The sequence below is a fragment of the Brenneria sp. g21c3 genome (genome assembly GCF_040240345.1).
Taxonomy (GTDB): domain Bacteria; phylum Pseudomonadota; class Gammaproteobacteria; order Enterobacterales; family Enterobacteriaceae; genus Brenneria.
Genome location: NZ_JBEIAB010000002.1, coordinates 179,360 through 195,848, shown reverse-complemented (window position 1 = coordinate 195,848; position 16,489 = coordinate 179,360). Strand labels below are relative to the sequence as shown.

12 protein-coding genes are annotated in these 16,489 nt (G+C 54.7%); 2 read left to right on the top strand and 10 right to left on the bottom strand.

Annotated elements, in window-relative coordinates; genetic code table 11:
- Positions 1 to 149: 149 nt before the first annotated feature.
- From carB to ribF, 8 genes are all read right to left on the bottom strand, one after another.
- On the bottom strand, positions 150 to 3,377 hold the full coding sequence (gene carB / locus ABRZ28_RS03620) for a carbamoyl-phosphate synthase large subunit (RefSeq protein WP_319604680.1): 3,228 nt from the start codon (positions 3,375 to 3,377) through the stop codon (positions 150 to 152).
- A 14-nt stretch (positions 3,378 to 3,391) separates the two neighbouring features.
- Positions 3,392 to 4,540, bottom strand: a complete 1,149-nt coding sequence (gene carA, locus ABRZ28_RS03615) for a glutamine-hydrolyzing carbamoyl-phosphate synthase small subunit (protein ID WP_319604681.1) — start codon at positions 4,538 to 4,540, stop codon at positions 3,392 to 3,394.
- A gap of 434 nt (positions 4,541 to 4,974) precedes the next feature.
- Entirely contained in the window at positions 4,975 to 5,796 is an 822-nt protein-coding gene (gene dapB, locus ABRZ28_RS03610; protein WP_330519513.1) for a 4-hydroxy-tetrahydrodipicolinate reductase, read from the bottom strand.
- 299 nt (positions 5,797 to 6,095) lie between these two features.
- Entirely contained in the window at positions 6,096 to 7,046 is a 951-nt protein-coding gene (gene ispH, locus ABRZ28_RS03605; RefSeq protein ID WP_319604683.1) for a 4-hydroxy-3-methylbut-2-enyl diphosphate reductase, read from the bottom strand.
- Positions 7,027 to 7,500, bottom strand: coding sequence for an FKBP-type peptidyl-prolyl cis-trans isomerase (fkpB, locus tag ABRZ28_RS03600; protein WP_330519512.1), 474 nt, complete (start codon positions 7,498 to 7,500; stop codon positions 7,027 to 7,029). Before fkpB ends, ispH begins: the two co-directional genes overlap by 20 nt.
- A complete protein-coding gene (gene lspA, locus ABRZ28_RS03595; RefSeq protein WP_330519511.1) occupies positions 7,500 to 8,009 on the bottom strand; it encodes a signal peptidase II in 510 nt (169 codons plus the stop codon). Before lspA ends, fkpB begins: the two co-directional genes overlap by 1 nt.
- A complete protein-coding gene (gene ileS / locus ABRZ28_RS03590; protein ID WP_330519510.1) occupies positions 8,009 to 10,822 on the bottom strand; it encodes an isoleucine--tRNA ligase in 2,814 nt (937 codons plus the stop codon). Before ileS ends, lspA begins: the two co-directional genes overlap by 1 nt.
- A 32-nt stretch (positions 10,823 to 10,854) precedes the next feature.
- A complete protein-coding gene (gene ribF, locus ABRZ28_RS03585; protein ID WP_319604687.1) occupies positions 10,855 to 11,796 on the bottom strand; it encodes a bifunctional riboflavin kinase/FAD synthetase in 942 nt (313 codons plus the stop codon).
- Between the two features lie 417 nt (positions 11,797 to 12,213).
- Between ribF and rpsT the strand changes: the two genes are divergently transcribed.
- On the top strand, positions 12,214 to 12,477 hold the full coding sequence (gene rpsT / locus ABRZ28_RS03580) for a 30S ribosomal protein S20 (protein ID WP_239782317.1): 264 nt from the start codon (positions 12,214 to 12,216) through the stop codon (positions 12,475 to 12,477).
- A 443-nt stretch (positions 12,478 to 12,920) separates the two neighbouring features.
- On the opposite strand, the gene dnaJ is transcribed toward rpsT, so the two are convergent.
- Positions 12,921 to 14,054 carry a molecular chaperone DnaJ gene (gene dnaJ, locus ABRZ28_RS03575; RefSeq protein WP_319604688.1) on the bottom strand — a complete coding sequence of 378 codons (1,134 nt, stop codon included), beginning with the start codon at positions 14,052 to 14,054 and terminating at the stop codon, positions 12,921 to 12,923.
- Between the two features lie 111 nt (positions 14,055 to 14,165).
- Entirely contained in the window at positions 14,166 to 16,085 is a 1,920-nt protein-coding gene (gene dnaK / locus ABRZ28_RS03570) for a molecular chaperone DnaK (RefSeq protein ID WP_319604689.1), read from the bottom strand.
- Positions 16,086 to 16,118: 33 nt separating this feature from the next.
- On the opposite strand from dnaK, the gene ABRZ28_RS03565 reads away from it, so the two are divergent.
- The gene (locus ABRZ28_RS03565) at positions 16,119 to 16,445 is read left to right on the top strand and encodes a hypothetical protein (protein ID WP_330519509.1); all 327 of its coding nucleotides are present in this window, start codon (positions 16,119 to 16,121) and stop codon (positions 16,443 to 16,445) included.
- Positions 16,446 to 16,489: the final 44 nt, after the last annotated feature.

The following is a 16,489-nucleotide window of genomic DNA, read 5'->3' as shown; positions in this document are numbered from 1 at the left end:
TTATGCAGCAGGAAAAACGAATCAACGCGGCAAGCGGCGTGATGACATCGGCGCGCGGCTTCGCGCCTTATTTCATTTTCCGGGACCGGAAAAACACAGCCGGCGTTTGTGAATCACAAACGCCGGCTGAAACGGTTAACGCCGTACGATCAACGGCCTTTAATCAAGGCGTGCATCTCCTGCACCGAGGTGACTTTTTCCGTCGGATCGGCATTTAACGACATCGCCGTGGCGAACCCGCCGTTCATGGTCGTATCGTAATGCACCTTGTATTGCAATGCGCTACGGCGGATCAGCTTGGAGTCCTCAATCGCCTGACGCCCCGCCGTGGTGTTGACAATATAGGTATACTCGCCGTTTTTGATACGATCCTGAATGTGCGGACGCCCTTCATGCACCTTGTTCACCAGACGCGGATTGATTCCCGCCTCGCCCAGCTCGATAGCCGTGCCGTGCGTCGCATCCAGCTCAAAGCCATGTTTCAGCAACTTGGCCGCCAAGTCCACCACGCGGGCCTTATCGCCTTCACGCACCGACAACAGCGCCCGGCCGGATTTCTTCATCTGTGAATTACTGCCCAGCATCGCTTTGGAGAACGCCTCGGCAAAAGTCCGGCCCACGCCCATCACTTCACCGGTTGAACGCATTTCCGGCCCCAGAATCGGGTCGACGCCGGGGAACTTGTTGAACGGCAGCACGACTTCTTTCACCGAATAGTAGGGCGGGATCACTTCCTGCGTCACCCCCTGCTGCTCCAGCGATTGCCCCACCATCACGCGGGCAGCCACTTTCGCCAGCGGTACGCCGGTCGCTTTGGAAACGAACGGCACGGTACGCGCCGCACGCGGGTTCACCTCAATCAGGTAGACTTCATTGCTCTTCACCGCGAACTGCACGTTCATCAGGCCGCGAACGCAAAGCTCAAACGCCAGCTTCTCTACCTGCCGGCGCATCACGTCCTGAATCTCTTTGCTCAGCGTATAGGCCGGCAAAGAACAGGCCGAGTCGCCGGAGTGAACGCCGGCCTGCTCGATGTGTTCCATGATGCCGCCAATCAGCACCCGCTCGCCATCGCAGATGGCATCAACGTCGACTTCAATGGCATCGTCAAGGAAATGGTCCAGCAGCACCGGCGCGTCGTTGGAAACCACGACGGCATTCTGGAAGTAACGACGCAGGTCAATCTCGTCGTAGACGATTTCCATCGCCCGGCCGCCGAGCACATAGGAAGGACGCACCACCAGCGGATAACCGATGTCGCGCGCTTTTTCCACCGCCTGCTCGATCGCCGTCACGGTGGCGTTGGCCGGTTGTTTCAGTCCCAGACGGTTAACCGCCTGCTGGAAACGTTCGCGGTCTTCCGCGCGGTCAATGGCATCCGGGCTGGTGCCGATGACCGGCACCCCGGCCGCTTCCAGCGCACGCGCCAGCTTCAGCGGCGTCTGCCCGCCGTATTGCACGATAACGCCCTTCGGCTGCTCGATACGCACGATTTCCAGCACGTCTTCCAGCGTAACCGGTTCAAAGTACAAACGGTCGGAGGTGTCATAGTCGGTCGAAACGGTTTCAGGGTTACAGTTCACCATGATGGTTTCATAACCGTCTTCGCGCAGCGCCAGCGAGGCATGAACGCAGCAGTAGTCGAACTCGATGCCCTGACCGATACGGTTTGGCCCGCCGCCCAGCACCATGATTTTATCCCGATCCTGATTCGGGTTGGCTTCGCACTCATCCTCATAGGTGGAGTACATATAGGCGGTGTCGGTGGCGAATTCCGCCGCGCAGGTATCTACGCGCTTGTAAACCGGGTGCAGGTCGAACTTGTCGCGCAGTTTGCGGATTTCGCTTTCCGCCACGCCGGCCAACGTCGCCAGACGCGCATCGGCAAAACCCTTGCGCTTGAGCAGACGCAGGAACGCCGCATCCAGCGCGGTCACGCCTTTTTCCGCCACCTGTTCTTCCAGACGCACCAGCTCTTCAATTTGCACCAGGAACCAGCGGTCGATGTTGGTCAGATTAAAGACGCCGTCGACGGACATGCCGGCGCGAAACGCATCGGCGATATACCAAACCCGATCGGCGCCCGCATCTTTCAGTTCGCGGCGGATTGTGGTCAATGCCTGCGGATCGTCCAGATCCACCTGCGGATCGAACCCGGTCGCGCCGACTTCCAGACCGCGCAGCGCTTTCTGTAGCGACTCCTGCTGCGTACGGCCGATCGCCATCACTTCGCCTACGGATTTCATCTGCGTGGTCAAACGGTTATTGGCGCCCGCAAATTTTTCAAAGTTAAAACGCGGGATCTTCGTGACGACATAATCAATGGAAGGCTCGAACGATGCCGGCGTACGTCCGCCGGTAATGTCGTTCATCAGTTCATCCAGCGTATAGCCGACGGCCAGTTTGGCGGCGATTTTCGCAATCGGGAAACCGGTCGCTTTGGACGCCAGCGCGGAAGAACGGGAAACGCGCGGGTTCATCTCGATAACGATCAGACGGCCATTTTTCGGGTTTACCGCGAACTGCACGTTCGAACCGCCGGTTTCCACGCCGATTTCACGCAGTACCGCCATCGAGGCGTTACGCATGATTTGGTACTCTTTATCGGTCAGGGTTTGCGCCGGCGCGACGGTTATCGAATCACCGGTGTGGATCCCCATGGCGTCAAAGTTTTCTATCGAGCAGACGATGATGCAGTTGTCGCTTTTATCGCGCACCACTTCCATTTCATACTCTTTCCAGCCAATCAGCGATTCGTCAATCAGCAGCTCTTTGGTGGGAGAGAGATCCAGACCGCGCTCGCAGATTTCTTCAAACTCTTCGCGGTTATAGGCAATCCCGCCGCCGGTGCCGCCCATGGTAAAGGACGGACGGATAATACAGGGGAAACCGACATCGGCGGCGACGGCCAGCGCCTCTTCCATATTATGCGCGATGCCGGAACGCGCGGTATCCAGACCGATTTTCTTCATCGCCACGTCAAAGCGGCGGCGATCTTCGGCCTTATCAATGGCGTCGGCGGTGGCGCCGATCATGGTGACGCCGAATTCAGCCAGCACGCCCTGACGCTCCAGCTCCAGCGCGCAGTTCAACGCCGTCTGACCGCCCATGGTCGGCAATACCGCATCCGGACGCTCTTTTTCGATTATTTTGCGCACCACTTCCCAATGAATCGGCTCGATATAGGTGGCGTCGGCCATTTCCGGGTCGGTCATGATGGTGGCCGGGTTCGAGTTCACCAGAATGACGCGGTACCCCTCTTCGCGCAGCGCTTTGCACGCCTGCGCGCCGGAGTAGTCAAACTCACAGGCCTGGCCGATAACAATCGGGCCGGCGCCCAGAATCAGGATGCTTTTAATATCTGTACGTTTTGGCATTTTCTCGCTCCTGATTATTTCGCTGAAGAACGGTAAGTCTTGATCAATTCAATAAAGTGGTCGAAAAACGGCGCCGCATCGTGCGGGCCGGGGCTGGCTTCCGGGTGTCCCTGAAAACTGAACGCCGCTTTGTCGGTGCGGTGAATCCCCTGCACCGTGTGGTCGAACAGCGATTTGTGCGTCACCCGCAGAGTGGCGGGCAGATCGTTTTCATCCACCGCAAAACCGTGGTTCTGAGCGGTGATCATCACGCGATTATTATCCAGATCTTTTACCGGATGATTGCCGCCGTGGTGGCCAAGCTTCATTTTGACCGTCTTCGCCCCGCTCGCCAGCGCCAGCAACTGGTGGCCGAGGCAGATGCCGAATACCGGGATATCGGTGTCCAGAAAGGCTTTAATCGCCCGAATGGCGTAGTCGCAAGGCTGCGGGTCGCCCGGACCGTTCGACAGGAAGATGCCGTCCGGATCCAGTTTCAACACTTCCTCCGCCGGGGTCTGCGCCGGCACCACCGTCAGTCGGCAGCCTCTGTCCACCAGCAGGCGCAGAATGTTGCGCTTGACGCCATAGTCGTAGGCCACCACATGGTACGGCAGTTCGCTTTCCTGCGTATCGGCGGGCAAATCGCCTTCCAATGTCCAGCTCCCCTGCAACCAGCGATAGCTCTCCGTTGTCGTGACCTCTTTCGCCAGATCCATCCCCTTCAGCCCAGGGAAAGCCTGCGCTTTTTCCAGCGCGAGCTCGGCATTCGGCTCGTCGCCCGCGATGATGCAGCCGTTCTGAGCGCCTTTCTCCCGCAGCAGGCGGGTCAGTTTGCGGGTATCGATATCGGCGATGGCGACAACGTTATTGCGCTTCAGGTACTCCGACAGGCTTTCTTCACTGCGGTAGTTGCTGGCGATCAACGGCAGGTCGCGGATTACCAGACCTTGAGCCTGGATGGATGGAGATTCTTCATCGGTTTTGTTGGCGCCGACATTACCGATATGGGGATAAGTGAGAGTGACGATCTGGCGGGAATAGGATGGATCAGTAAGGATTTCTTGATATCCGGTCATCGACGTATTGAAGACCACTTCCCCCACTGCCGTCCCTTCAGCCCCGATGGCCCGACCATGGAATTGGGTTCCGTCTTCCAGAACCAATAGCGCTGACTTAATCAAAACACCCTCCAAGGAATAAAAAATCATGTTATTTGCATATTAATTCAGATTAATCGATCTAAATCAACGCAAAAACCACCTTCAAGGTAAATTTTTGGCAAATTGGGCGCATTTTAATGACGGCCGGCTGAATTGTCCACTTCAACCGCACTTTTTCTCTTCTTTTACTGCTTTACACCTTAAAACCTCTCCCTCGCCCTTAAAAAGGGATGTTAACTAGGGAAAGAAAACGGTTGCCAACTCATGTGACTGAAAAAAAGCGCAACAATCAACCAACACGGACAATTTCATGCTTTCAGCGCGCCCAATCGGCCTGAAAAAACAAGAAAACACACAGAAATAACAGACTAAACAAAAAAACAACGATAAAATAAAAAAATACAAGTAGAGACATATAATCGCTACTTGCATCAATACATTAAAAAAATATTTTTTTATAAATCTTCCAATCCGAGCACATCTTTCATATCAAAAAGGCCGCTTTTCTTATACTTCAACCATATTGCAGCACGAACCGCGCCATTTGCAAAGGTCATGCGGCTGGAAGCCTTGTGGGTAATCTCTACCCGCTCGCCGATATCCGCAAACATGGCGGTATGTTCGCCGACGATATCACCGGCCCGCACGGTCGCAAAACCAATGCTTTGCGGATCGCGCTCTCCGGTATGCCCTTCCCGCGCGTAAACAGCGCAGGTTTTCAGGTCCCGCCCCAGCGCGCCGGCGATTGCTTCGCCCATCGCCAGCGCCGTTCCTGAAGGCGCATCCACTTTATGGCGATGGTGAGCCTCAATAATTTCGATATCGGTGTAATCCCCCATGACTTTGGCGGCTTTCTCCAACAGTTTCAGCATGACATTCACACCGACGCTGAAATTCGCGGCGAAAACAATACCGATATCTTGTGCGGCGTCGCGAATCGCGGCCTTTCCCTGATCATCAAAGCCGGTGGTGCCGATGACCAGAGATTTGCGGTGCTGACGGCAAAATGCCAGGTGAGTCAGGGTACCTTCAGGACGGGTAAAATCGATAAGCAAGTCAAATTCATCACGAACGGCATCCAGGCTATCGCTCACCGTCACGCCGGATTTGCCCAGCCCCGCCAGTTCGCCGGCATCAGCGCCCAGCAGCGACGAACCCTGGCGTTCCAACGCCGCGCCCAGTACGGCACCTTCAATTTGCGCAACCGCTTGAATCAGCTGACGTCCCATGCGGCCGCCGGCGCCGGCAACCGCGATACGGATCGTTGAATCCTTCATTTTTATCTCTCTCTGCTATTTCCGCTATGACATGCACAGTAGGTTAACGGGCGTGAAGCTCCACCGCCAGCGCATTTATAAGCGGATTAGAAATTTATGTCAGTGGGAAAATTATATCAGTAAAAACCGTCATAACCGTTCGCCCAAACGAAAACCTCAGCGGCAATAACGCATAAACATGCATTTTTATCGACGTATTATCAATCGGCGATGAGGGCGATTCAGACGGGGGAAGAGACGCGACAGGCGTCCGTCAGCAAAAAAACGGCGGAGAAGACCGTTTCTCCGCCGCAATAAACTTAATCGATTTGCTTCACCTCAACGCGAAGCTCTTTCGGGACTTCAAAAACGATATTTTCTTCCCGCCCCTGAATTTCAACCGTCACCTGCCCGCCCAGCGCCTGTAAACGACTGAGCACCTGCTGCACCAGAATATCCGGCGCCGATGCGCCGGCCGTCACGCCGACATGACCGATGCCCGCCAGCCAGTCTTCCTGAATATCTTCCGCGGTATCGATCAGATAAGCGGCTTTACCGGCGCGCTGCGCCAGCTCCGCCAACCGATTGGAGTTAGACGAGTTCTTTGACCCCACCACCAGCACCACGTCAGCCATGGCGGCCAGGTTGCGCACCGCTTCCTGACGATTGGTGGTGGCATAACAGATATCGTCTTTCCGCGGGCCGATAATACGCGGGAAGCGCTCACGCAGCGCGTCGATTACCGCAGAAGTATCATCCACCGACAGCGTGGTTTGCGTCATGAAACACAGGTTGTTTTCATCCTTTACCTGCAACCGCCACACGTCATCCGGCGACTCCACCAGGTACATACCGCCCTCGGCATTGCTGTACTGCCCCATCGTGCCTTCCACTTCCGGGTGTCCGGCATGGCCGATCAGGATAGCCTCCACCCCTTTCCGGCTCGCTCGCGCCACTTCCATATGTACTTTCGTCACCAACGGACAGGTCGCATCAAAGACCGTCAAATCCCGACTTTTAGCCTCATTGCGCACGGCCTGAGACACGCCGTGCGCGGAGAAAATCAAAATCGATCCGTCCGGCACTTCATCTATCTGTTCAATAAATATCGCGCCACGTTCACGGAGTCCGTTGACGACATAGCGGTTATGCACCACTTCATGGCGCACATAAATCGGCGTGCCGAATATCTCCAGCGCCCGTTCAACAATACTGATGGCACGATCAACCCCGGCACAAAAGCCGCGCGGGTTAGCCAGCAAGATCTGCATGCGGAACCTCCTGCCGAGATGGATCAATATCCAACACTTCCAGATCGAACGTAATAGATTGGCCGGCCAGCGGGTGGTTAAAATCCACCGTAACGGACTCTTCCGTCACATCACGGATAATACCCGGCATATCATTCCCGCCGACGCCGCTGAACAACATAATCGTTCCCACGTCCGGTATTCCCGTTTCGGCAAAATCGCGACGCAGGAAAAACTGGATCATATCAGGGTTTACCGGGCCAAAAGCCGATTCCGGCGGCAAGGTGAATCGCCGTTGCTCGCCGCGCTTCAAGCCTTGCAGATGTTGTTCCAGCTCGGCGGACAAACTGTCATCCCCCAGACGGAACAACGCGGGCTTACCGCTTTCACGGGTGGATTCCGCCACCGTACCGTTTTCCAGGGTCAGGGTGAAATGCACCAGCACGGCGCTGTTGCTCTGTATAGTCTCAGACATCAGTGACCCTTTTGCTTAGCCGAATCATCATGCTTATTGACAAAACCTTCCAGCACGATGAGCGCAGCACCAATACAGATTGCGCTGTCCGCCAGATTGAAGGTGGCGAAATGCCAGTTGCCGACATAGAAGTCGATAAAATCGACGACAAAACCATGCCACATCCGGTCAAACAGGTTGCCCAGCGCGCCGCCGATAATCAGCGCATAGGCGATGTTATTCAGCTTGTGGCGCGCGCTGCCGCGATACATCATCACCAGCAAGGCGATAACGATGGCGATGGCGATGCCGGCGAAAAACCAGCGCTGCCAACCGCCCTTGTCCGCCAGAAAACTGAACGCCGCGCCGTAATTACGGGCATAGTGCAGATTCAGATACGGAACCAGCGGCTGCGTCTCTCCCAGCGCAAAGTTCGATAAAATCCACTGTTTGCTGCCCAGGTCGACAACCAGAACCAACAGCGCCAGCCACAGCCAGCGCAACCCACTCGAACAGATCGATTTATTCATCAGACAAATTTACGCTCTTCGCCTTTGCCGCCGACGTTGGTCGCGCAGCGACCACAAATGTCGGGATGATCGGTGTCAGTACCGATATCTGACTCATAATGCCAGCACCGCGGACACTTATGTCCTTCCGCCTTGCTTAAGGCAATTTTCAATCCGGGTAGTTCAGTGCTCTGCGCATCGGCCGGCGCATTTTCATACAGATCGACCTTGGCTTTGGAGGTCAGCAGAGCGAAATGCAATTCCTGCTGCAACTGATTCAGCTTATCCGCCAGAGCGGCATCGGCATACAACGTGACGGATGCCTCCAGCGATCCGCCGATACGCTTGTCGTTACGCGCTTGCTCGATCACCTTATTCACTTCGCTACGGACTTTCAGGATATCGGCCCAGAATGCGTCGTTCATGCTCTCAGCCGTATCCAGACCGAACAAACCGTCATACCACTCTTCGGTAAACACATACTGCGCGCGTTCTCCCGGCAGGTATCCCCAGATCTCATCCGCGGTGAAGGACAGAATCGGGGCCATCCAGCGCACCAGCGCCTCGGAGATGTGATACAACGCCGTCTGGCAGCTGCGACGGGCGATGCTGTCGCTCTTCGCGGTGTACTGACGGTCTTTGATGATATCAAGATAGAATGAGCCCATCTCGATAGAGCAAAACTGCATCAGACGCTGCACCACGCGGTGGAAATCGTAGCTGTCGTAGGCTTCGACGATCTCTTCCTGCGCCGCTTGCGCGCAGCCGACCGCCCAGCGATCCAGCACCACCATCTCTTCCGGTTTTACGCTATCCTTTTTCGGGTCAAACCCGTTCAGGTTAGCCAGCAGGAAGCGCGCGGTGTTGCGGATACGGCGATAGGCGTCCGCCGAACGTTTCAGGATCTCATCGGACACGGCGATTTCGCCGGAGTAATCCGTTGAACCGATCCACAGACGCAGAATATCGCCGCCCAGTTTGTTCATCACGTCCTGCGGGCTGACGGTATTGCCGATGGATTTGGACATTTTGCGTCCCTGACCATCCACGGTGAAACCGTGCGTCAATACCTGACGATATGGCGCCTTGCCTTTAATCGCCGTAGAAATCATCAAAGAGGACATAAACCAGCCGCGATGCTGATCGGAACCTTCCAGATACATATCCGCCGAATGGCCGCCGAATTCTGGACGAACGTCAACCACGGAGGCATGGGTCGATCCGGAGTCGAACCAGACGTCCAGCGTATCGGGAACCTTAACGTAATTCTCGGCATCGGCGCCCAGCACCTCTTTCGGATCAAGATCCCACCATGCCTGGATCCCATCCTGCTCAACGCGTTTCGCCACTTCTTCAATCAATTCTTTGGTGCGCGGATGCAGCTCTTCCGTCTCTTTATGGACGAAAAGCGACATCGGCACGCCCCAGGTGCGTTGACGGGAAATACACCAGTCGGGACGGTTGGCGACCATGGCTTCAATACGCGCCTGACCCCAATCCGGGATCCACTGAACGCCTTTGATCTCAGACAGCGACTGCTTGCGCAACCCTTTCTGATCCATACTGATAAACCACTGCGGCGTCGCACGGAAGATGATCGGGGTTTTATGACGCCAGCAGCACGGATAGCTGTGCAGCAGCTTTTCCAGATGCAGGAGCGCGCCGTGTTCGCGCAGAATCTCAACAACGATATCGTTGGCCTTGAAGACGAATTTACCATCCAGTTCCGGGTAGGTGCCGGTCAGGTAACAACCATTCGGCCCGACCGGATTGGCGACTTCCAGCCCATATTGCTGTCCGATGACATAGTCGTCCGGACCATGGCCGGGCGCGGTATGCACCGCGCCGGTACCGGCATCCAGCGTAACGTGATCGCCCAAAATCGCCGGCACATCGAAGCCCATGAACGGGTGCTGGAAGCGTAACAGTTCAAGATCGCTGCCTTGGCATTCGCCCAGGACTTGCCAATGGTCGACGCCGATACGCTTCATCACGCTTTCAACCAGGTCGGCGGCAAGGATCAGCGCCTGCCCTTCGATCTGCACCAACTGATAGACAAATTCCGCATTCAGTGAAATCGCGCGGTTAGCCGGCAGCGTCCACGGCGTGGTGGTCCAGATAACCAGGGAAAGCGGGCCATCAACCTGCTTCACGCCGAATTTGGCGCTGACGGCGTCGGCATCAACGGCGTTAAAAGCCACATCGATGGAAGGCGAGGTTTTGTCATAGTACTCCACTTCCGCTTCCGCCAGCGCAGAGCCGCAATCGGCACACCAGTGAACCGGCTTGGCGCCTTTGTGCAGGTGGCCGTTTTCAATAACCCGACCCAGGGTGCGGATGATGTTGGCTTCCGTCTCAAAATCCATCGTCAGGTACGGATGATCCCAGTCGCCCAGCACGCCCAGTCGGATAAAATCTTTCTTCTGGCCGGCAACCTGCTCCGCCGCGTATTTACGGCATTCGGCGCGGAATTCCGCGGCGCTGACTTTTTCGCCCGGCTTGCCGATAAGCTGCTCGACTTTCAGTTCGATCGGCAGACCATGGCAGTCCCAGCCGGGTATATACGGCGAGTCATAGCCCGACAGGGTTTTAGACTTAACGATAATATCTTTAAGAATTTTATTAACTGAGTGACCAATATGAATACTGCCATTCGCATAGGGAGGGCCATCGTGCAGGATAAAGGTTTTTTTGCCCTTTTTCGCATGGCGAATAATCCCGTACAGATCCTGTTCATACCAACGTTGCAGCATGCCAGGTTCACGCTTGGCCAAATCGCCACGCATCGGGAACCCTGTTTCCGGCAAGTTCAGGGTAGTCTTATAGTCACTCATTAGATTCTCGATTTCGTCTTCGGCTAGAAAAATTAAACCGGTGTCTTTAGCCCGAAAAACATCCGGGCCGTCACCACATCGTCAGCGATTTGTCGCTTTAGCGCCTCAAGCGAAGCAAACCGCTGTTCATTACGTATCTTTTTACGCAGCACCACTTCTATATGACGACCGTATAAATTCATCGTCGTATCCAGCAGATGTACCTCAAGCTGCTGGCGCTTGTCGCCGGTTACCGTCGGACGCGAGCCAATATTGGCCACGCCCGGCACCGGCTCATCACCCAGTCCATATACGCTGACGGCATAGACGCCCTTGACCGGCGATACCTGCCGCTTTAACGGCAGATTGGCCGTGGGGAAACCTATCGTTCTTCCCAGAGCATTACCATGAACCACTCGCCCGGAAATGCTATAAGGGTGTCCCAACAGGTTTTCCGCCCGCGTTAAATCATCGTTCATGAGCGCCTCACGGATGGCCGTGCTGCTGACTCGTTTACCATCATTACAGAATGAAGCCGTACTGATAACCTCAAATCCGGCATCGACGCCAGCTTTCTGTAATAACAGGAAATCCCCTTGTCGACCAGCCCCGAAACGAAAGTCATCCCCGACCACCAGAAACCTGACGCCCAGCTTTTCCACCAGTAAGGTAGAAATAAAAGTTTGCGCATCATTGGCGGCGAAGCGAGCGTCAAACTTGACGCACAGCAGGTAGTCGACGCCCGCTTTTTTCAGATAATTCACTTTATCGCGCAGGCTCGTCAACCGCGCCGGCGCTCTCTCGGCTGAGAACAGTTCCTGGGGTTGTGGTTCAAAGATCATGACCATCACAGGAAGACCGCGGGACTGACCTTCCTGCTTCAAGCGTTCCAGCAGCATCTGGTGTCCGCGGTGTACGCCGTCAAAATTACCAATAGTGAGCACACAACCATAATGGCGCGCCCGAAGATTGTGTATACCGCGAATTAGCTGCATAGCTGGCTCAGAACAAATGGGTTAAAATAATGGAAATCGGCGGATTATACCTTGTACAGCGAGTAAGGTTAACCCGCGATTCGCGCCTTTTGCAGCCGGCGGGGCCGATACCGTCGCTATTTTTGACGTTTTGCCGCCGCCCATCGGCGTCTTCCCGGCAAGAGAGCAGGCATTGCGCCGGGGTTTTCTCGGCGATGATCTGTTTTACCGGCGATTAATCACCTCCGGGTAAATTTATGACGTGAAAAGCTGTATTCCACCGCGTGAAGCTGTTAAAATCCTGCGCCATCACAACGTAACAAGCGTTGACGTACAAACGACGCTTATTTGCACAAATCCATTGACAAACGAAGGCTAAAAGGGCATATTCCTCGGCCTTTGAATTGTCCTCGATAGAATATATTTGGGAGTTGGACCTTGGCTAATATCAAATCAGCTAAGAAACGCGCCGTACAATCTGAGAAGCGCCGCAAGCATAACGCAAGCCGTCGCTCCATGATGCGTACTTTCATCAAGAAAGTATACGCGGCGATCGCTGCTGGCGATAAAGAAGCGGCACAGAATGCGTTTAATGATATGCAACCGATCGTGGATCGCCAGGCAAGCAAAGGCCTGATCCATAAGAACAAAGCTGCACGTCATAAATCCAATCTGGTTGCGCGCATCAACGCTATGCAATAATTGCGATTTTGCATATTGTTGTTGAAAAAACCGGCTCTGGCCGGTTTTTTTGTGCCTGTCATTTCCGGCGATTGCCCGCCATAAAAAACGTCAGGAACGTTTTTAAACGTCGCTTGCGACGGCCCGAAGGGTGGCGGGCAGGGATTGCCCGCCATAAAAAAACGTCAGGAACGTTTTTAAACGTCGCTTGCGACGGCCCGAAGGGTGGCGGGCAGGGATTGCCCGCCATAAAAAAACGTCAGGAACGTTTTTAAACGTCGCTTGCGACGGCCTGAAGGGTGGCGGGCAGGGATTGCCCGCCATAAAAAAACGTCAGGAACGTTTTTAAACGTCGCTTGCGACGGCCCGAAGGGTGGCGGGCAGGGATTGCCCGCCATAAAAAAACCGGCCGCTGATTCGCCGACCGGTTTTTCCGTCTTATCCCACTGGCAATAAAAAGCGCGTCAGCGAGTCAGATCGTCAAAAAACTTCTTCACGCCGTCGAAGAAGCTTTTAGAGCGCGGACTGTTTCTTTCGCCCGATGGGCCGCCAAAACTCTCTTCCAGCTCTTGCAGCAGCTGCCGTTGCCGCTCGTTCAGGCTGACAGGCGTTTCCACCACGACCCGGCACAGCAGATCGCCCTGCACGCCGCCCCGTACCGACTTCACGCCCTTGCCGCGCATGCGGAACAGCTTCCCGGTTTGCGTTTCAGCCGGCACTTTCAGCTTCACGCGCCCATCCAGCGTCGGGACTTCAATTTCGCCGCCCAGTGCGGCCATAGCAAAGTTAATCGGCACCTCGCAGTACAGATTATTTTCTTCACGCTGGAAGATCGGATGCGCTTTTACCTGAACCTGAACGTACAAATCGCCCGCCGGCGCGCCATGCTCCCCGGCTTCCCCCTCTCCGGACAGGCGGATCCGATCGCCGGTGTCCACCCCGGCGGGGATCTTCACCGATAGCGTCTTGCTCTTTTCTACGCGGCCATGACCATGACATTTCGTGCATGGATCTTTAATGATTTTCCCGCGGCCATGACAGTGCGGACAAGCCTGTTGGACAGTAAAAAAGCCCTGACGCATTTGCACCTGACCATTACCATGACAGGTCGGACAGGTGACGGGCGAACTACCGGGCTTGGATCCGCTGCCATGGCAGGTATCGCACTCTTCCAAGGTTGGGATACGGATCTCTTTGGTGACGCCGCGGACAGCCTCTTCCAGCGTCAGTTCCATGTTATAGCGGAGATCGGAACCGCGACTCGCGCGCTGACGACGACCGCCGCCAAAGATATCGCCGAACACGTCGCCAAAAATATCACCGAAATCGGCGCCGCCGCCGCCAAAACCGCCGCCGCCTCCCATACCACCTTGTTCAAATGCAGCATGGCCGTACTGATCGTAGGCGGCACGTTTCTGCGAGTCGGTGAGGATCTCGTAAGCTTCTTTAATCTCTTTGAACCGTGCTTCGGCATTTTGGTCACCAGGATTACGATCCGGGTGAAACTTCATCGCCAGACGCTTATAAGCCTTTTTGATTTCACGCTCATCGGCATCTTTAGCAACGCCTAAAATCTCGTAATAGTCTTGCTTCGCCATTCTTTTTTTCCTGCCCTCAACATGCGTGCACGGGCGCAGAGTTTCCTCAACGCCCGTGCTGGTTGCCAGCAACAGTCCTTCGTCACCGTTACTGCGCCCGCTTAAGGGCGATTACTTTTTATCTTTTACTTCTTCAAACTCGGCATCGACTACATCGTCGTCTTTACGAGCAGAAGTATCGTTAGCGCCCGCCGCGCCTTCAGCGCCAGCCTGTGCCTGCTGCTGAGACGCTTCCAGCAGTTTACCGGAAGCCTGAACCAGCGCCTGGATTTTCGCTTCGATATCCGCTTTGTCTTCGCCTTTCAGCGCGCTTTCCAGCGCTTTCAGGGCGTCGTCAATGGCGGTTTTATCATCAGCGGCCAGATTATCACCGATTTCTTCCAGTTGCTTACGCGTGCTGTGCAGCAGGTGATCGCCCTGGTTGCGCGTTTGAACCAGCTCTTCGAACTTACGGTCGGATTCCGCGTTCGCTTCCGCATCGCGCACCATTTTCTGGATTTCATCTTCATTCAGACCAGAAGAGGCTTTGATCGTGATTTTCTGTTCACGGCCGCTGTTTTTATCCTTGGCGGAAACGTGCAGGATACCGTCAGCATCGATATCGAAGGTGACTTCGATCTGAGGCATGCCGCGCGGCGCGGGCTGGATGCCATCCAGGTTGAACTGACCCAGCGACTTGTTATCCTGCGCACGCTTACGTTCACCCTGTAGGACATGAATCGTCACCGCAGACTGATTATCTTCCGCCGTAGAGAAAACCTGGCTGTGTTTCGTCGGGATCGTGGTGTTCTTGGCAATCAGCGACGTCATCACACCGCCCATCGTTTCGATGCCCAGCGACAGCGGAGTCACATCCAGCAGCAGAACGTCTTTCACATCGCCGGACAGTACGCCGCCCTGAACCGCAGCACCGATAGCAACGGCTTCATCCGGGTTAACATCTTTACGCGGCTCTTTACCGAAGAAGTCAGCAACTTTCTTCTGAACCAACGGCATACGGGTCTGACCGCCGACCAGAATCACGTCTTGTACTTCAGAAACGGACAGGCCGGCATCCTTCAGCGCCACCTTCAGCGGTTCCAGAGAACGATTAACCAGATCTTCGACCAACGATTCCAGTTTGGCGCGCGTCACTTTAATGTTCAGGTGTTTCGGGCCTGTCGCATCCGCAGTGATGTACGGCAGGTTAACGTCGGTCTGCTGCGCGGAGGAAAGTTCGATTTTCGCTTTTTCCGCCGCTTCTTTCAGACGCTGCATCGCCAGCGGATCGTTGCGCAGATCGAAGCCCTGTTCTTTCTTGAATTCGTCTACCAGATAGTTGATCAAACGGCTGTCGAAGTCTTCGCCGCCCAGGTGGGTATCACCGTTGGTCGCCAGAACCTCAAAGGTTTTTTCGCCATCAACTTCATCGATTTCGATAATAGAGATATCGAATGTACCGCCACCCAGGTCATATACCGCGATAGTGCGGTTGCCGACTTCTTTATCCAAACCGTACGCCAGCGCAGCCGCTGTCGGTTCGTTGATAATACGTTTTACTTCCAGACCAGCGATACGGCCGGCGTCTTTGGTCGCCTGACGCTGCGCATCGTTGAAGTAAGCAGGTACCGTAATAACCGCTTCAGTGACCGGTTCGCCCAGATAATCTTCCGCTGTTTTCTTCATTTTCTTCAGCACTTCGGCTGAAATTTGCGGCGGAGCCATTTTCTGGCCTTTCACTTCCAACCAGGCATCGCCGTTGTCGGCTTCAACGATTTTGTACGGCATGATATTGGTATCACGCTGCACTTCTTCATCTTTGAAACGACGGCCAATCAGACGTTTAATTGCAAACAACGTATTTTGCGGGTTAGTCACCGCCTGACGTTTAGCCGGCTGGCCAACCAGAGTCTCACCGTCTTGCGTGTAAGCAATGATTGAAGGCGTCGTGCGATCGCCTTCGCTGTTTTCCAGTACTTTAACCTGCGTACCGTCCATAATCGCTACACAAGAGTTGGTTGTACCCAGGTCGATACCAATAATCTTACCCATCTAAACATCTCCACTAATAAAGTCATATTCGGTGTGGTAGTTCAACCTACTATGCGGGCGAAATGTTGTTTTTCAACTGCACAACATCGTTTTTCGCTTCCCCGGCCCCATATTTCAATGATACCCGGCAAGCTCAACGGCCCGACACAACCCTTTTTATTCGGTCAAACTGTTTTGGTTGAAAATAAGATGGGGTCAACAATGCCATCATCAAGGGGGGGAGATGAAAAAAAAGTGGGCTTTATCCCTTGCTCGATCAAACTATTCTTGATCCGCCATATTGTATCCCTTCAAACCGCCCGATATGATGCCGCGCCCGCCGCAAAAAAATTTTCAGGAAAAATTTTTGACGTTGCATAACAACGGCCCGAGAGGGTGGCGGGCAAGTATAGACCGCCACAAAA